This window comes from Marinobacter xiaoshiensis, from assembly GCF_031631795.1.
In the GTDB taxonomy this organism is placed as follows: domain Bacteria; phylum Pseudomonadota; class Gammaproteobacteria; order Pseudomonadales; family Oleiphilaceae; genus Marinobacter; species Marinobacter xiaoshiensis.
Map to the genome: position 1 here is coordinate 236,278 of NZ_JAVMBO010000018.1, position 16,218 is coordinate 252,495.

Consider the following 16,218-nt stretch of genomic DNA (forward strand, 5'->3'; position numbering starts at 1 on the left):
CGAGGCTGTTTGCCAGAAAAGCATTGGTAAAGCCTGTATTAACCGTAAGCGCCCGGCTATCACACCTTGTCAGGTATAGCCGGCTTCCAGTTGTGGGGCAATAACTCATCGATGGCGTTGTTCTTCTGCGTCGGCAGCCGGGTCAGCACATCTTTGAGGTAGGCATAGGGATCATGCCCGTTCAGCTTGGCTGACTGGATCAGAGTCATGACCGCAGCAGCACGCTGACCGCTCCGTAGTGAGCCCGCGAACAGCCAGTTGCTGCGCCCCAGCGCCCAGGGTCGGATCTGGTTTTCCACCCAGTTGTTGTCGATGGGCACAGCACCATCGTCCAGGTAGCGCGTCAGCGCTTCCCAGCGTTTGAGGCTGTAATCCAATGCTTTTGCCGTGCCGGAACCATCCGGCACTTTCTGGCGATGCGCCAACATCCACTGATGCAGTGCATCGGCGAGCGGTTTGGCTCTGGTTTGCCGGATTTCCCGCCGCTTATCCGGCGGCAGGTCTTTGGTTTCCCGATCGATCTCGTAGAGCCCGCCGATATATTCCAGCGCTTTGGCCGCCAGTTCGCTCTTATTGGCTTCGTGCAGATCGTAGAACTTGCGTCGGGCGTGGGCCATGCAGCCGATTTCGATGATGCCGTTGCCGAACCCGGCCTTGTAGCCGGCGTAATCGTCACAGACCAGCTTGCCTTGCCAGTCTCCCAGGAAGGTCCGGGCGTGTTCACCCGCCCGGCTGGGCGCGAAGTCATAAACAGTGGCTTTCAGGTCCGAGAACGGTGTAGTGCAGTAGGCCCAGACGTAGGCCTTGTGAGTTTTCTTCTTGCCCGGGGCCAGCATGCTGACCGGGGTTTCATCGGCATGCAGAACGCTGTGCTTCAACAGAGCGTTTCTCAGCGCATCCACCAGCGGTTGCAACTGTAAACCGCAGGCACCCACCCATTCGGCCAGGGTGGAGCGCGGGATTTCGAGGCCAGCGCGACCGAAGATGCGTTCCTGACGGTACAGCGGAAGATGATCGGCGTACTTGGCGACCAGCACCTGCGCCAGCAGGCCAGCGGTGGGGATGCCCTTGTCGATCACCTGCGGTGGTACCGGTGTCTGGATCAGGGTTTCGCATTTGTCACAGGCCCATTTGCCCCGGATGTGGCGCTCCACGGTGAACTCGCCTGGTACGTAGTCGAGCTTCTCGCTGATGTCCTCACCAATACGCTTGAGCTGGCAGCCACACTGGCATTGGGTATTGTCCGGTTCGTGGTGGATCAGGGTGCGGGGCAGTTCCGGTGGTAGCGGGGTGCGCTTGGGCTTTTGCTTTGGCCGGGCAGCTTTCTGCTCCTCGGTCATCACCTGTTCAAGCTCGGCTTCGATGGCCGCCAGGTCGCTGTCGATCAACTCGTCCAGCAGTTTTCCCTGGACTGCGTCCAGTTGCTCACTGCGTCGGGCGTACTTGTGACGTTTAAGGATGGCTACTTCGTGAGTCAGCTTCTCGATGACCGCATCACGGTGCACCAGAGCGCGCTCCTTGTTCTCGACTCGATCGAACAGTTCCGTGGCAAGAGCACGGAGCTGATCGGCAGAGAGTTGGTCGAGATCGGGGCGCTGAGTCATGCCGCCAGTATGCCAAGTCCCTGTGCGGCAAGCGATTCGCGGTTCTGGCTATAGCAGCATCCCTATGTGTCAGCGTTGTTGTCGCCTGAATATTTCAGAGGACAACCATGCCCCATTACTCACCGGAACGTAAAGAAGCCATTCTCCAGAAGATGGCTCCACCTCACAGCCTGACGGTTGCCGAGTTGGCCAGCCAGGAAGGCATCAGTACCGCAACCTTGTACAATTGGCGTAAAGCCGCCAGAGGACGAGGTGCCGTTTTGCCATCGAATTCAGCTCATCCCGACAAGTGGAGTAGCGAAGAGAAGTTCCGCATTGTTCTGGAAACCGCCCCGATGACGGAGGCGGAACTCAGTGAATATTGTCGCAAGCACGGTCTGTACCCGGAACAGATCGAAGCCTGGAAAGCCGCCTGCATGGGTGCCAATGCCTTGTCTGATGAGCAGGCCAAGCAGAATCGCCAAGCAGCCAAGGCTGAGAAAAAGCGAGTCAAAAAACTCGAAGCCGAGTTGCGACGCAAAGAAAAAGCTCTGGCAGAAACGGCTGCACTGCTGACGCTGTCAAAAAAAGCCGAGGCGATCTGGGGCCCCAAAGACGAGGACGAATGACCAGCCTCCCGGATCGCCAGCAGGCGGTTACCCTGATCCAAGAGGCTCAGGGTAACGGAGCCCGGCTGGTCAAGGCCTGCGCCTTGCTGAACCTGAGTATACGCACCTATCAGCGCTGGACGGCAGACAAGGCTGTCAACGCCGATCAACGACCGGTGGTGCCCAGACCAGCACCCACCAACAAACTCTCGGAGGAGGAGCGTCAGGCCGTGGTCTCACTGTGCAACCAGAAGGAATATCGAAGCTGTCCGCCGGCCTTCATCGTTGCGGATCAGCTGGATCAGGGCCGCTACCTGGCCTCAGAATCCACCTTCTACCGAGTATTGCGGGAGAAGGATCAAGTACATCCCAGAGGTCGGCAAAAAGCGCCCCAGAGCAAGCGCAGGGCAACCACACACAAGGCCACAGAACCGAACCAGCTGTGGTCGTGGGACATCTCCTGGCTACCGGGGCCAGCAAAAGGCACCTGGCTCTATCTGTACCTGATGCTGGACGTATACAGCCGCAAGATCGTGGGACACGAGGTCTATCACGGTGAAACCGGTGAGCTTGCCAGCGAGTTCATCGAAAAAGCCTACTGGCGTGAGCACCTGGCGACGAAGGAGAAGCCTCTGGTACTGCACTCCGACAACGGCAGCCCCATGAAGGCCTCGACCTTCCTAGAGAAACTGTACGATCTGGGCATTACACCCTCGAACAGTCGGCCCCGGGTTAGTAACGACAATGCCTACTCGGAGTCGTTGTTAAAAACCCTGAAGTTCCGTCCGGGGTTCCCGACAAACGGCTTCAGAACCATCGAGGAGGCCCGCAAATGGGTACTGGCGTTCGTACGTTGGTACAACACCGAGCACCGGCACAGCGCCTTGAACTACGTAACACCCCAGCAACGCCATACGGGCGAAGCTGATCAGATCCTCGCCCAGCGAAAGCAGGTTATTGAAGCGGCGAAAGCCGAGAACCCGCGTCGCTGGTCTGGTGATATCCGAAACTTCAGCTTGCCGGAGTCAGTCACCCTGAATCCGGAAAAGGCGGTAAATTGTTAAAGAGCTGATGACTTAAACGCGACATCTACGTTGACAGACTCCGATGACGCCTTCCGCGCCAAGGCGTTGCCATGGCAAGCCCTGAACCAGGGCGGATAACTGCTCCTCGGTCAGGCGCAGTTGGTCACCACGCCAGGTTTCGCCCCAGTGGAATTTGCCCCGATTCAGCCGGCGAGCACATAGCCAGACGCCGAGACCATCGTGGATCAGCACCTTCATCCGGTTACCCCGTTTGTTGGCGAACAGGTAGGCGCAATGCGGTCTGGCTGAACCGAACACCTGAATCACCCGAGCCAGTGCCTTGTCAGGCCCGGCTCGCATATCCAGCGGTTCTGTGGCCAGCCAGATCTCGTCAACACGGATCATCCCAACAAATCCCGCAATAGAGCGGCGCACTGATGAGCCTGCTCCGCAGGCCACTCCACCACAACCGCACCACCGGCGCGGGGAATCTCGATACGGATGGTGCTACGCTTGTTTGGGACTGATTGATTGCTCTGTGCAGAGTCCACTGTTGGCAGATTGACCGGCACGAACCCTGGCGTTTTCGACGTTGCTTTATTCGCTCGCCGCGCCTCGCTGATCCAGCGCCGGACCATGTTGGCGTTGAGACCGTTATCCAGTGAGATTCGAGAAACGGATGCACCGGGTTCTTGGCACTGGCGGATGATATCGGCTTTGAATTCCCGGGAAAAGCGGCGACGGCGTTGGTAGGGCTTGGTTACGCTTAATTCGTTCATGTTAAGTGTCCACTAGAAAATAAGTGGACACTATCCTGACGGCGGCAGCGCTTGGTTCAAGATGGGATTACCGGACGCTTACTGTCGAAGCGCTTTCGGGGCCCAGTAGGCGTAACACATAGTGGCGCTGCCGTGGGCACCCAGAATATCACCTCGTTGTTGCCTCGCTATCGGCTTGCATATCGTTTGACGGCCAGTTTGTTGCTGGCGCACTGTCCTCCAATTGCTGGGATCCAATCCAGTAAAACACCTTCCGGATTATCCGGCGGTGGCCGCCCTCGGCCCTCTATGTGAGCATCCAGAATAAAACTGTGGGTGAAGTTTGTTTCCTCGAGCCAGCGTTTATAACTGCCGTGCAGATTCTTGCGCCGGGATTCCGAAATGCCTAATCCGGGATCAGTAATAGTTTGCCTTCCCAAAAACCTCTTCGATTTCTGAAGGCCACTTATACTTAAAGGGTGAAAATTTTGCCCAAATCATTGTTGGAACGAAAAGTATCAAACTCAAATAGTCTAAAATGTATGCCAAAAACGAACTATTATTAAGAGTTTCAACATATAAATCATAATTGGCAGTTTCTAAATTCGAGCAATCTTCTTTATTTAATCCTTCTTGATAGAACCTCACAATAAAATTCCACTTTCTATAAATTTTATTTTCATCAAAATATGAGGAAAGCCTTTTTCTCTGAATAGAACTTTTTGGGGGTTTGCCACAGAAATAATATTTCTGCCTAAGAAAAACATGAGAATAATACTGTCGACTCCACGCCACACCAGACCCCATATATTGAAAGTTGTATGAGAAGGTTACTTCAAGCTCATCCCACGGTACTCTATAGAACGTACCTCGGTGCGCTACATAAACAAAATCTTCACTTCGATCTATTCGAACAGGCAATGTGTACGGGCAAAAAATTTCATAGACAATAAACCCTGTCCATAGAGGCAAAAGAAGAAGCGCAGTTGCCAAAAGAGCTCCACTATAAAATTGGTCGGCAATCCACATAAGCAACAAAACAACAACCATAAAAATATTAATAACAGGCAATAGACCTAGTCGCTTCGTCAAAAAATCAGTTCGAACATCAATGAAACGGTCATTAAAATTAGCTATGCTGTGCCCCATATCAACGGAGCTATCTGACACGCCCCCAACTTTCCTTGCGGGTGGGCTTGCCAACCGCTCACCAAAGGTTCTGTAAAACCGTTTTTCCAATTGTTGTTGGATGTCGGTCTCAGGAAATTCACAGTTCAAACGTGAGTCGCTCATTAGCCCCTAACTCCTCTACATCACTACCATCAAAGATGATGCGCACCCCCTCATCCCCTGTTATCTTACGACCGTCTTTTACGTACTCGATCAACAACTCAAGCTGATCACACCTATTATGGTTATAATGGGTGTATTCAAAAACCTCTTGGCCGCCTGAGCGGCTATGCTTTTTCCCACCATCAAACAGATTTGTGATTTCTTTAAACTCGTCTTTAAAAATTAAATTTCTTTCTACCTCAAAAATCCTAATTGAGGCGGCACATGAAGCCTGATCAAACCCGGGAAAACTAATAGAAAACCTAGTAAATTCTGACAAAACCTTATATTCGCCCTGCTGAGTAATGACTGGATGTTTAGACATATGCTCAGTTATCTCGACTATTGGCGAAAACAAAAGATAACAAAAAGCATCTAACTCCCCCTCGAAATACCGCCGAACATCAGAGCCATCCTCACGCAGCACAATTGATCTGCTAATCTCTAATAGCTCGTCATTCGCCGGACGTATTTGACCATCCCAGTATCGGAGAGTACGGGCGCCGCCCCAGAAGGATGTTGATAAAAAATCTTCAATCCTTGAACGAGCGATATATATCTGTAAAGCAGAAACTGCCACCGTGATTACCAATAGAACCGCACCGATGATTACAACTCCAGCACCCACACCAGTCCCCATTAGCGCAAGATATGTGAGATACCCGAGGCCACCAGCCAGTCCAATCTGAACAATCGCCAACCCTGTCGCAGCATAATGACCAGTGTGCCAGGTTCGACGTACAGTATTTCCCTCAATGCCTATAGCTAACAGACTTCCAACAAATGGTAGGAATTTGACTGCACCTCTCGCTAAGCCTTTTGCGAGCTCAGTTACAATTTTCAAACCACGATTGCCATTTAGAGTTATAAAAACCTTAGTCCCAACCAACGACAGATTCTTTCCAAGAGCACTTCCATACTCCGTTCGGATCAGCATTCCACTGAAGTTAACCACCCCTTCAATTAGGCTCCAAAGGTTGTCTGCAAAAGGCCCCCACTTCTCAATGGCTGACCGATCACCCAACATCACATCCCTCTGGGTTTCCTTGAGAGAAGACATCAAGCTAACCATGTTAACGGCATGAAAAAATGCTACCGCCCCGATGAATTTTCCACGACTCTCTTTGATGGACTTGACCACGGGATCGAGGCGCGTGTGCAACCATCCAAATGGGTTGTCTTTGAAGTCTGGAGTCAGGTGGAAGGTATCAATCATACTTCCTCTCAGTCGATTTCGAATATTGACTTCCAGCAAACCTGCAGCGACCGGTGATAAGGTAGCGCCCGACAAGTCATAACCCGAAGAGGCAATCAGGGCTTTTTGATGTGCCTCAAAGAGCAGGTCGGTTGCCTTATCTAACGACATCGCTTGCTCATGCACGGTAATTTTATAACGTCGACTTACTCTCTTGATCCATTTTTTCCACTGAGGCCTGGTCTGACGACTTTTCGCCCATTCGCCCATTTCTGCAGCAGGTGTCGCGAATTCCAACATCAATGTGTCTGTTGCAGTGCTCACACTCACATACGCTGGAAGGTCATACATGCTCTCGACAATCTTCAGGCTGCCATAGTCGAAACCCGGCAGGTCTCTAAGCTTCTCGGTAATCTTGTTTGTAGCGGGGACGAGGAAAAGGACTGTTTTAACGATATCACCAACAATACTGCCCTCCCCATCCTCCGATTCCATCCATTTCTTGGCATCCTCTCGGCCTTTTTCTGCAGACACATAGCCATCCAGTATGTCTGCCAACTCTTTCTCTGCAGTCTCAAAGCCTAAAGCCATACACACATCATTGAATTCAAGCTTCCTGGCCAAAAGGTCCGAATCGATCCAGTGTTTCCAATCATCGAACACGCGACCACGTTCCCGGTCATACTCTTCGATCTGCTTATGATAGTTAGCGACAAAAGCCTCTTTATCTGCAATGCGAATCCGCTCTTTTAATTCCTCTCTGACACCTTCCTGATCATCTGCATCGCTTTTTTTATTCACTTCAAGTTCGATCAAGGCATCGACGAGGTTTGCCGTGGTATATGGATAAGCATTCTCTTCCGCATGATTCAGGATCAAGTTGACGTAGAGCGCATGCAGTTGTCCTAGCTCGGATGTGATTCCAATCTCATCATCCAAGGCCACACAATAGGAAAATTCAGTTTGCTTTTTACTCTGGCCCTGCAAATCCTGTTCAGAAAAACCACTGATAAAATCTGCCAAACTCCACTCAAAGTCCGCCCGTTGCTTTCGAAAATCTTCAACAAACTGATTGACCGCTTCCGTTGGCGCAATGTTTTCGCTATGTCCCTTGGAAACCAGCCCATCCAGAGCAAATGCCTGCATATGCTTGCTTCGAACTTCTGCATCTGTCCTTGCAAGTTCCTGCAGACGGACGGTCCATCGGTGGGGCACAAATTTGAGAAAAATCGTGCCTTTTTCAGGATGGTGAATACAAGGTAGAGCACTTTCAGCATCCGCCTCCGGAAGGAGGACAGAATTCACCCCTGGCTGCACTTCGCAAATGACGCCACTTTCATCAACACGATATTCGTGGAGTGTTCCGTAACATTCCGAGTACATATACACCCAGCCCGGCGTAAGCGTTCTAAGGCAGTAATGTGTTTTTTCCAAAGAAACACTGGGAGGACGGAAGTTGGCAGGTATTACAGCGTCTTCCTGACTGATCGCCCAGCGCACTGGGTATAACGCAACCGTTTTCTGTGGAAGCGGACACATCTGCGCTGCAGAGTCGATATCCGCTGTTCCGTGCAGAAAGGCCGAGCTGTTCGCACTACCCATTTACTTGTTCCTCCCTGGAATGTTTCTCCGCGTACTCTGCAATGCGCATCATGGCTCTTTCTGGCTGATCCCCCCGGCCCTGCCAGAGGGTTTGCACCCCCTCATCTTCAAACGCATGGCAACCTAGCCAGCCGATTGTATTTATGTAGAGTGCAATATCACGTGTGCTGGAGAGCCCGTATTGCCTCGCCTCAGACATGAGGTCGGCGACCTTGGCCCAGTTGCTTTCAACTGTACTGGGCGAATGCAATAGTTGAGGAAAATACTGAGCCGTGTGCAGCTCAAGCATTCTAAGTGCCGTTTGGTGCGCAGCGTGTTCCATCGCAACCAGGTGTCCTTCCTGAATGACAAAGGGGTCGCAAATTGGCTCCTGAGATGGCTTGTTGTTCTGAAAGCGCTCCCATTCTCCCGTACGGCGATCCTGAACAGCAATAGCATGGCATGGTCCCAGAATACGCTTCACATTCTCTCCAAGAGGGTCCTGAGAAAGCAGTTGTCGAGCAATTTCCGGATCGTAAAACCGAAAGACCACGTCATCGCCGGTAGCCAGCTTTGCGATTAACAAACCTCGAAGATGAGCCACGAGTTCATCCAAACTGGCATTCGTCTGAAAAGCAATCGCAACTCCGCGATGCATATAATGATCAAAACACTTTATACCCAATGAACTGTCTGATTGCGCCTCCACAAGCCAAGGAGAAATCTCGGACATATCAGCCAGTTCAGTCCCACGATAAAGCGAATCACAAGGTGCGCCGGGACTTACCCTGTAGATTGCTTCTGCCAGATTCTCAACCTTTGCACCATCTATGAGGAGGAATGTCCGACCAGAATCCAGGAAACCTTTGGGCATCATCAAGCGCCTCCTTCATTGCCGGACTCACACACCTGGCAAATACCCTTACCCTGAACCGCAGCGTTCTTGATTGCTCTGATCTGGTCGGCTTTCGCAATCGGACGGACCGGTAATTCAGGTAAGGCTTCAGGGGCTGGACTTTGAATACCAGCTTTATTCACCACCCCCGGCATCTCCGCCACCTGAACCTTCTGCCCGCTCCCCTTACCCGCCGCACCGCCGGCGTTCATTTTTATAGAAGCCCCACCGATAGCAACACCACTGGGATCAATCTTCAAAAAGCTGCCACCCGCTTTGAGGGTGATCTCGGCACCCGCTTCAATCACCGCTTTCTGCCCGGCTTTGATGTGCAGTTCTGTGCCGGAGTCACTGAGCCAGGCGGTGCCCGCTTTCAGGTGCAAGGAGCCGGTTACGCTGAAGCTGTGGTCTTTGCCGGTTTGTTCGCGTTTTTCGCCGTCGATGGTTTGGTGTTTGCTGCCTTTTACGTGGCTGAAGCGGTCATTTTCAACGGTGAGATGGCTGTCGTTTTTGATGACTTCGGTGCGGTTGTTTTCCGTGAGCAGGTCCAGGTCTTTCTGGGCGTGGATGTAGATTTGTTCTTTGTCTGCCTCATCTTCAAACCGCAGTTCGTTGCTGCCCTCACCTTTATGGGTCTGGGTTTTCAGGGTGGTGCGGGTTTTGTGTTCCGGCAGCGGGTAAGGCGGTGTGTTGGTAGCGTGATAGGTTCGGCCGGTGATGATGGGCTGGTCCGGGTCGCCATCAAGGAAGGAGACGATGACTTCGTTGCCGATTCTGGGCAGGGCCATGAAGCCATACTGGCCGCCAGCCCAGCCCTGGCTTACGCGCAACCAGGCGCTGCTGTGTTCGTCGTTCTTGCTGTATCTGTCCCAGGGGAAGCGTACTTTTACCCGGCCAAATTCGTCGCAGTGGATTTCTTCCCCTTCGGGGCCGGTCACTAGGGCGATTTGCGGGCCGTCCATCAGAGGGCGATGAGCATTGTTCGGCCGCCAGGTTTTGTCGGCGGGTACGGCACTGAACGTGTTGTGGTATGTCGTCGGGCCAGAACCGCCCTCTTCTTCCATGGCCTGGGGCTGTTTGCCGGTGTGGGTCACCGCGGTCAACAGCCAGTCCCGATTCAGTTTGGGGTTGTCGTGCTCGGTGAGTTCGGTTTTGGCACCGCAGGTGAAGTCTGCGCGGTTGCTTTCGCCTTGAGCTGTGCTTGCATCGTTTCTGAGGGCATCCAGCCTGGCTTCGGTAAACGGCTGGCCGCTGGCGTCGGCTTTGAAGCGGCCCGGGTAGTCAAAGTGCTGGTAATCCTGCCGTTGGTTGGCACTGGCGGCACTGTGTTCGTGCATCAGAGCGTAGGCGGGGTTTTTGAAGGTGTAGTCTTTGGTGGCTACGGACGCGGCGCGAACCCGCTCTTCGTAGCGAAAGCGGAATACCACAGGTTGTTTGGTACTTCCGCCAGCTTTACCGTTGTATTCGGCGGCTTCAAGTTTTGGTGCATCGCCGTGGTGGTCGGCAATAATCAAACGGGGTTGTTCGTTTCCATCCACGCTGCCGTGCTGGTAGCGGTAGTGCCAACCTTCTTCGGCAGCCAGTCGCCCGATAAAGGCCAGGTCGCTTTCCCGGTGCTGTACGCAGTATTCCCGTTCCTGGGGCGCACGTTTGAGGTCAAACACTGAATCCACAATGCCCCGTTCTTCCAGCAGGGTACGCACGATGGTGTCTGTAGTTTGGGTCTGGAAGATACGGCTGTTGTGCATCAGACCCAAGCGCCACAAAGGCGGCTCGATAACAATCTCATAGCGGGTGCGGCGGTGGCCAGAATCGCCTCGAGCAAATTCGTTGACCACGCCGGTGAAGCGGCGAAGGGGTATGCCGTCCTGCCATACCACCAGATCCACTTGCTGCTCCAAAACTTCGGATGCATCTATGTCCGGGTCGGTACTGGCCAGTTCAAGGCAGCCATGAAATAGCTCGGATAGTCGTTCCGTCAGCGTGAAGCCAACAACGGAAAATAGATCAGAGGGGAGTTCGCCAACACGGGCGGTAAACTGCAGTCCGCTTGCCTGGGGCATATCTTCAATCCTTGAAGGTATGGTTCTGTATGAGTCCGGGCAGGGATTCTGTCGTAAAAGCGGCGGTTAATCAAACTCTCGCTGCTTCAAAAGCGCACCAGTTCTAATCAAGCAAAGGATCAGGCCGAGCCGTGCGCCTGTGCTTTCGCCCGGAAAGGCCGGGTCCACCACTCAGACATGAGCACGCCGAACAAGGTCAGCCCACCACCAATAAAGTGGTGCGAACCCAGTGTTTCGCTCAGCATCACCGAGGCAATCAGCGCTGTTAAAATGGGAATGAGGTTGAAGAACACGGAAGTCCGGCTGGGGCCCAGGTGCTTGATGCCGGTCATCCATGCCAAGGGTGCACCAATAGATGCAAACACACAGGCGAACAAGACCAGTGGCAAGTTATCACTGTTCAGCCCGGTTTGTGGCAGCACCGCAAACAGCGGAAACAGAACCACCACCGCCACTAGCACCTGTGCATACAACAGCTGCATTGCAGGCAGGGGTATCTGCCATTTTTTCAGCAAAGTGCTGTATATGGCGTAGGCAGCTACGGCTACCAGCATCATTCCGTCGCCGCCATTGATCCCCTGCTGGGCAATCGCTGTCAAATCCCCGGAGGTGATTACAATCAATACGCCAAAAAAAGACAACAGCGACCCGACCACGGCTCCCAATGTAAGGCGGTGGCCCAATGCGAGGATAGCCAGAATAAGGGACATCAAAGGCATGAGTGCCAATACAATGCCCATATTGGTCGCAGAGGTTTTAGGCGCGGCAAAATAGGCAAGGCTTTGATAAATCGCCATACCTAAAACACCCAACACAAAAATTTTGCCCAGGTTTTCCTTCACAACCGGCCAGGATCGCAGCGTTGGCCTCAACAACAAAGGCGTTAGGATGACGGCGGCGAACAGCCAGCGATAAAAGCCAATTTCTGCAGGGAAAATCACCCCCACAGCCAGTTTGTTAACTACGGTATTTCCCGCCCAAAAAATAACTGCGAGCAGCGGAAACGCATAATACATAGTTACAAATCCTGGAAAACGTGTGTTTAAACAAGAACGCCATTATCCGCTTGTACATATTAAAGGCTATACTGGGTTCTACGGCTCACGGCTTGAAACTGTACTGCATACACCAAGTACTCTGAGCCGCCTACGGATACATCCCGCTCATACCTACTTTTCGAATGGCCCATCATGAAACTTTTAGTTCGTAACCTCGCCCGCACAACCACAGAACAGGAAATCCACGAGCTGTTTTCTGCTCATGGCACTGTTACTGAATGCACCCTGGTATTAGATAAAGAGACTGGAAAATCAAAAGGCTTTGGCTTTGTGGAAATGCCCCATGCGAAAGAAGCCAAGATGGCCAAGGCGCGCCTGGATGAAACCCGCCTTGGGTCGAACAAAATACGGGTGAGAGTCGCCCAGGATAAAGAGCCCCAGCCAGACACTAAAGACTGAGACTCTGTCCTACTGGTTCATTGGCGGCGCGTTCCTCGATACACTCGTAGCCGCCCATTTCAAATTCTCTGCAAATAAACGGTCGTTTCTCGTATATCGAACACGACATGGTGGTGCGATCCAACGCCGCGCACCAGCCGTCATCCAACCGCGCCATGGTTCTACCGCCCCACTGATCGGTTTCAATAAAGCGCTCTGGCACACCTGTCTCGGTAATCAGCATCACTTCCAGGCGACAACAGCAGGCCTGGCAATTTGAGCAGCTAATACCAGGATCAGACATTGCAGTTATTCCCACAAGTTGTTGGCGCTACTCTATCAGAGCAAGTCTTTGCGTAGCTGTGATGGGCTCTTGGGTGACAGCAAACCCGGAGCAACATCCAATACCGATCTGGCACCCACTTCGCCGGCGCTGGCCATTTTATGAACAGCTCGGGTGTAGGCTACCAACACACTGGCTGTGAACTCAGGGTTGCTACCAAGCGCCAGTGAATACTCGATGGTTTGCTTGCTCTGGGTACCGGTTTCGCCACTGCGAATCACGAAGCCCCCGTGAGGCATGGCACTGTGTTCCGCCGCGAAGGTCGCCTCATCAATGAAGTTAACCGTGGTATCGAAAGGCTCGAAATAGTCCGGCATGGTCACAATGCTGTTTCGCACTGTGTCTGCATCTGCACCCTCTTCCAGAACAATAAAGCACTCGCGCACATGTTTTTCCCGGGTGGTCAGTTCAGGCTGTTCACCGTTGCGAACCCGCGCAATGGCGTCCTGAGATGGAAGGGTGTATTGCACACCTTTTTTCACCCCATCCACACGGCGCACTGCGTCGGAATGTCCCTGACTCAAGCCTTTGCCCCAGAAGGTATAGGTCTCGCCTTCCGGCAATATGGTTTCACCGAACAGGCGATTGAGTGAGAACAGGCCGGGGTCCCAACCCACAGACATCAATGCAACCTTACCGGCTTTGCGTGCAGGTTCATCCAATGCCGCGTGGTATTCGTTCACTTTGGCGTGGGTATCAAAGCTGTCGACGGTATTGAAGAACTGTGCCAGATAAGGGCCTTGCTCCGGCAGATCAGTTTTCGAGCCACCGCAAAGGATCATTACATCAACGTCGTTCTGGTACTGCTCAATATCTGCCATGGCATAAACCGGCACTTTGCTGTCCAGAAGAGCCACACTGGCAGGGTCACGGCGGCTGAACACACCCACCAACTGCATATCCGGATTCTGCACCAACGCAGCTTCCACTCCCCTACCCAGATTGCCGTACCCGGCAATGGCTACTCTAATCTTGTCTGCCATGTTTACTAATCCTGTACCGTTTGAAAATTTGCGTGGGAAGCTCATCACGTAAGCCGTAACGAGCCCCAAGAACTGAAAGAGTTGTGACTACAGGTATTATGAACGTCAAGCGCTCTTATACGACAACTCGATACCTGCCTTGGCAGCCCGTGCTGCGTGCAGCTTCTTGTAGCTTTCGATCAGCCGCAGGTGCCTATCCAGACCTTCCAACTGCATATTGGTCGGGGTCAGGCCATAGAAGCGAACGCTGCCATCCACTGAGCCAACTACGGCGTCCATGGTCTCTTCCCCAAACATACGTCGGAAGTTAAACAGGTAATCGCTTAGCTCAAGCTCTTCATCCAGAGTGACTTCCAGCACTGCGCACATGGCTTGATAGAACAGCCCACGCTCCACAGTGTTGTCGTTGTATTGCAGGAACATCTCCACCCTTTCAAGGGCGTCTTCGTATTGCTTAAGCGCCAGATTGATCAGCAGCTTCAATTCCAGAATGGTGAGCTGGCCCCACACGGTATTTTCATCAAACTCTATGCCGATCAGAGTAATGATGTCTGTGTAATCATCAATCTGGCTGTCTTCCAGACGCTCCACCAACGCGGCCAACTGCTCATCACTCAAGATATGAAGATTGAGGATGTCTTCGCGGTAGTCCAGGGCCCGGTTGGTGTTGTCCCAGATCAGGTCTTCCACCTGGTAAACCTCGGAGTAGCCGGGTACGAGCATTCTGCAAACCGGGGCGCCCAGTTCGTCAAAAATGGCGGTGTACACTTCGTGACCCATGTCTTCGATGATGCCAAACAGGCAGTCGGCTTCTTCTTCGGTGGTGCCGGAGAAGTCCCACTCATGAAACTCAACATCCGCTTTGGCACTAAAGAATCGCCAGGACACTACACCACTTGAATCGATAAAGTGTTCAACGTAATTGTTGGGTTCAGTGATGGCCAAGCTGTTGAAGGTTGGAGGAAGGAAATCGTTCAACCCTTCAAAGCTGCGGCCCTGCATCAACTCGGTCAGGCTGCGCTCCAGCGCAACCTTCATGGTGGGGTGCGCGCCAAACGAGGCAAACACACCACCGGTTTTCGGGTTCATGAGGGTTACGCAGGCCACAGGGAACTGCCCGCCAAGGGAGGCGTCTTTCACCAGTATGGGAAAGCCCTGGGCTTCCAGCGCCCGCACGCCTTCAAGAATATCCGGGTACTTTTCCAGAACGTGCATCGGCACATCCGGCAGTGCAATTTCTTCCTGGATGATCTGCTTTTTCACTGCCCGCTCAAGGATTTCCGACAAGCACTGCACCTGCGCCTCTGCCAAGGTGTTCCCGGCACTCATGCCATTGCTCAGAAACAGATTTTCAATGAGGTTACTCGGGAAGTAGACGGGGACGCCGTCGGAGTGGCGCACGTATGGCAGAGCACATATTCCCCGCTCCACATTGCCAGAGTTTGTATCGATCAGATTGGAACCACGCAGTTCGCCATCCGGGTTATAAATGGCGAGGCAATGCTCGTCCAGAATGCCTTCTGGTAATTCGTCGTCAGGCCCAGGCTTGAACCAGCGCTCTCTCGGGTAATGCACGAACTCGCTGTTGGCTATTTCCTCACCAAAAAACTGATCGTTGTAGAAGAAGTTGCAGTTCAGGCGCTCAACAAATTCGCCCAGCGCTGAGCACAGAGCGCTTTCTTTGGTGGAACCCTTGCCGTTGGTGAAGCACATTGGCGAAGCCGCATCACGCATGTGCAGTGACCACACGTGGGGCACGATGTTGCGCCAGGAGGCAATTTCAATCTTCATGCCGAGACCGGCAAGAATGCCGCTCATGTTGGCAATGGTTTGCTCCAGCGGCAGATCTTTACCCTCAATATAGGTATCGGAGCCCCCCTCTGGCTTGATCGTCAATAATGCCTGAGCATCTTCATCGAGGTTATCAACGATTTCAATCTGGAAGTCCGGGCCGGTTTGCACAACCTTCTTGACCGTGCACCGGTCGATGGAGCGCACGATTCCCTGGCGGTGTTTCTCGGGCAGGTCGTCCGGCAGCTCAACCTGAATCTTGAAAATCTGTTTGTAGCGGTTTTCCGGATCAACAATGTTGTTCTGGGAAAGGCGGATGTTATCGGTTGGAATATCCCTCGCCAGGCAGTACACCTTCACAAAATAAGCGGCGCACAGGGCGGATGAAGCCAGAAAGTAGTCAAAAGGGCCGGGGGCCGAGCCGTCGCCTTTGTAGCGAACGGGCTGGTCGGCAATCACCGAGAAGTCATCAAACTTGGCTTCAACCCGGAGATTGTCGAGGTAATTGACGTTGATTTCCATTGCGAGGGTACTCAATTTAGAGATTTCGGCGCGCCTTGACCATAAAGTGCGGGCCATTCAGGCCGGCCATTATAGACGTAACGCTACGCCACTCATACCTCGT

At 52.9% G+C, this 16,218-nt stretch carries 13 protein-coding genes; 2 read left to right on the forward strand and 11 right to left on the reverse strand.

The genetic code is table 11. The features are described from left to right. Positions 1 to 59 precede the first annotated feature (59 nt). On the reverse strand, positions 60 to 1,604 hold the full coding sequence (gene tnpC, locus RKA07_RS16470) for an IS66 family transposase (RefSeq protein ID WP_310966852.1): 1,545 nt from the start codon (positions 1,602 to 1,604) through the stop codon (positions 60 to 62). 107 nt (positions 1,605 to 1,711) lie between these two features. On the opposite strand from tnpC, the gene RKA07_RS16475 reads away from it, so the two are divergent. Beyond that, positions 1,712 to 3,255, forward strand: a protein-coding gene (locus tag RKA07_RS16475) for an IS3 family transposase (protein ID WP_310966853.1) whose coding sequence is annotated in 2 segments (ribosomal slippage) — positions 1,712 to 2,183 and positions 2,183 to 3,255 — 1,545 coding nt in all. Because the reading frame shifts where the segments join, the coding sequence is not laid out codon by codon here. Between the two features lie 12 nt (positions 3,256 to 3,267). Here RKA07_RS16475 and tnpB read toward each other — a convergent pair. The 7 genes from tnpB to RKA07_RS16510 form a co-directional block, all read right to left on the reverse strand. After that, positions 3,268 to 3,621: an IS66 family insertion sequence element accessory protein TnpB gene (tnpB, locus tag RKA07_RS16480; protein WP_310966854.1), complete on the reverse strand. Its 354-nt coding sequence runs from the start codon at positions 3,619 to 3,621 to the stop codon at positions 3,268 to 3,270. Beyond that, positions 3,618 to 3,995: an IS66-like element accessory protein TnpA gene (gene tnpA / locus RKA07_RS16485; RefSeq protein ID WP_310966855.1), complete on the reverse strand. Its 378-nt coding sequence runs from the start codon at positions 3,993 to 3,995 to the stop codon at positions 3,618 to 3,620. The genes tnpB and tnpA overlap by 4 nt, the downstream gene beginning before the upstream one ends. Before the next feature lie 396 nt (positions 3,996 to 4,391). Then, entirely contained in the window at positions 4,392 to 5,267 is an 876-nt protein-coding gene (locus tag RKA07_RS16490; protein WP_310966856.1) for a hypothetical protein, read from the reverse strand. Beyond that, a complete protein-coding gene (locus RKA07_RS16495) occupies positions 5,242 to 8,103 on the reverse strand; it encodes a toxin VasX (RefSeq protein WP_310966857.1) in 2,862 nt (953 codons plus the stop codon). The genes RKA07_RS16490 and RKA07_RS16495 overlap by 26 nt, the downstream gene beginning before the upstream one ends. Further along, the gene (locus tag RKA07_RS16500) at positions 8,096 to 8,959 is read right to left on the reverse strand and encodes a DUF4123 domain-containing protein (RefSeq protein ID WP_310966858.1); all 864 of its coding nucleotides are present in this window, start codon (positions 8,957 to 8,959) and stop codon (positions 8,096 to 8,098) included. The genes RKA07_RS16495 and RKA07_RS16500 overlap by 8 nt, the downstream gene beginning before the upstream one ends. Next, positions 8,959 to 11,040, reverse strand: coding sequence for a type VI secretion system Vgr family protein (locus tag RKA07_RS16505; protein ID WP_310966859.1), 2,082 nt, complete (start codon positions 11,038 to 11,040; stop codon positions 8,959 to 8,961). Before RKA07_RS16505 ends, RKA07_RS16500 begins: the two co-directional genes overlap by 1 nt. 119 nt (positions 11,041 to 11,159) lie before the next feature. After that, the gene (locus tag RKA07_RS16510; protein WP_310966860.1) at positions 11,160 to 12,056 is read right to left on the reverse strand and encodes a DMT family transporter; all 897 of its coding nucleotides are present in this window, start codon (positions 12,054 to 12,056) and stop codon (positions 11,160 to 11,162) included. Positions 12,057 to 12,230: 174 nt separating this feature from the next. Between RKA07_RS16510 and RKA07_RS16515 the strand changes: the two genes are divergently transcribed. Beyond that, on the forward strand, positions 12,231 to 12,497 hold the full coding sequence (locus tag RKA07_RS16515; RefSeq protein WP_200201819.1) for an RNA recognition motif domain-containing protein: 267 nt from the start codon (positions 12,231 to 12,233) through the stop codon (positions 12,495 to 12,497). Here RKA07_RS16515 and RKA07_RS16520 read toward each other — a convergent pair. From RKA07_RS16520 to RKA07_RS16530, 3 genes are all read right to left on the reverse strand, one after another. Further along, entirely contained in the window at positions 12,487 to 12,780 is a 294-nt protein-coding gene (locus tag RKA07_RS16520; RefSeq protein WP_200201820.1) for a YkgJ family cysteine cluster protein, read from the reverse strand. The genes RKA07_RS16515 and RKA07_RS16520 overlap by 11 nt on opposite strands. A 35-nt stretch (positions 12,781 to 12,815) precedes the next feature. Next, entirely contained in the window at positions 12,816 to 13,802 is a 987-nt protein-coding gene (locus RKA07_RS16525) for a diaminopimelate dehydrogenase (RefSeq protein ID WP_310966861.1), read from the reverse strand. A 105-nt stretch (positions 13,803 to 13,907) separates the two neighbouring features. Further along, positions 13,908 to 16,115 carry an OsmC domain/YcaO domain-containing protein gene (locus tag RKA07_RS16530; protein ID WP_310966862.1) on the reverse strand — a complete coding sequence of 736 codons (2,208 nt, stop codon included), beginning with the start codon at positions 16,113 to 16,115 and terminating at the stop codon, positions 13,908 to 13,910. Positions 16,116 to 16,218: the final 103 nt, after the last annotated feature.

What these genes read in the sequence shown, in the direction of transcription:
- RKA07_RS16500 (WP_310966858.1), bottom strand. Translation starts at nt 8,959, where the DNA reads ATGATGCCCAAAGGTTTCCTGGATTCTGGTCGGACATTCCTCCTCATA.
- RKA07_RS16495 (WP_310966857.1), bottom strand. Translation starts at nt 8,103, where the DNA reads ATGGGTAGTGCGAACAGCTCGGCCTTTCTGCACGGAACAGCGGATATC.
- RKA07_RS16510 (WP_310966860.1), bottom strand. Translation starts at nt 12,056, where the DNA reads ATGTATTATGCGTTTCCGCTGCTCGCAGTTATTTTTTGGGCGGGAAAT.
- RKA07_RS16515 (WP_200201819.1), top strand. Translation starts at nt 12,231, where the DNA reads ATGAAACTTTTAGTTCGTAACCTCGCCCGCACAACCACAGAACAGGAA.
- tnpC (WP_310966852.1), bottom strand. Translation starts at nt 1,604, where the DNA reads ATGACTCAGCGCCCCGATCTCGACCAACTCTCTGCCGATCAGCTCCGT.
- RKA07_RS16530 (WP_310966862.1), bottom strand. Translation starts at nt 16,115, where the DNA reads ATGGAAATCAACGTCAATTACCTCGACAATCTCCGGGTTGAAGCCAAG.
- RKA07_RS16525 (WP_310966861.1), bottom strand. Translation starts at nt 13,802, where the DNA reads ATGGCAGACAAGATTAGAGTAGCCATTGCCGGGTACGGCAATCTGGGT.
- tnpA (WP_310966855.1), bottom strand. Translation starts at nt 3,995, where the DNA reads ATGAACGAATTAAGCGTAACCAAGCCCTACCAACGCCGTCGCCGCTTT.
- RKA07_RS16520 (WP_200201820.1), bottom strand. Translation starts at nt 12,780, where the DNA reads ATGTCTGATCCTGGTATTAGCTGCTCAAATTGCCAGGCCTGCTGTTGT.
- RKA07_RS16505 (WP_310966859.1), bottom strand. Translation starts at nt 11,040, where the DNA reads ATGCCCCAGGCAAGCGGACTGCAGTTTACCGCCCGTGTTGGCGAACTC.
- tnpB (WP_310966854.1), bottom strand. Translation starts at nt 3,621, where the DNA reads ATGATCCGTGTTGACGAGATCTGGCTGGCCACAGAACCGCTGGATATG.
- RKA07_RS16490 (WP_310966856.1), bottom strand. Translation starts at nt 5,267, where the DNA reads ATGAGCGACTCACGTTTGAACTGTGAATTTCCTGAGACCGACATCCAA.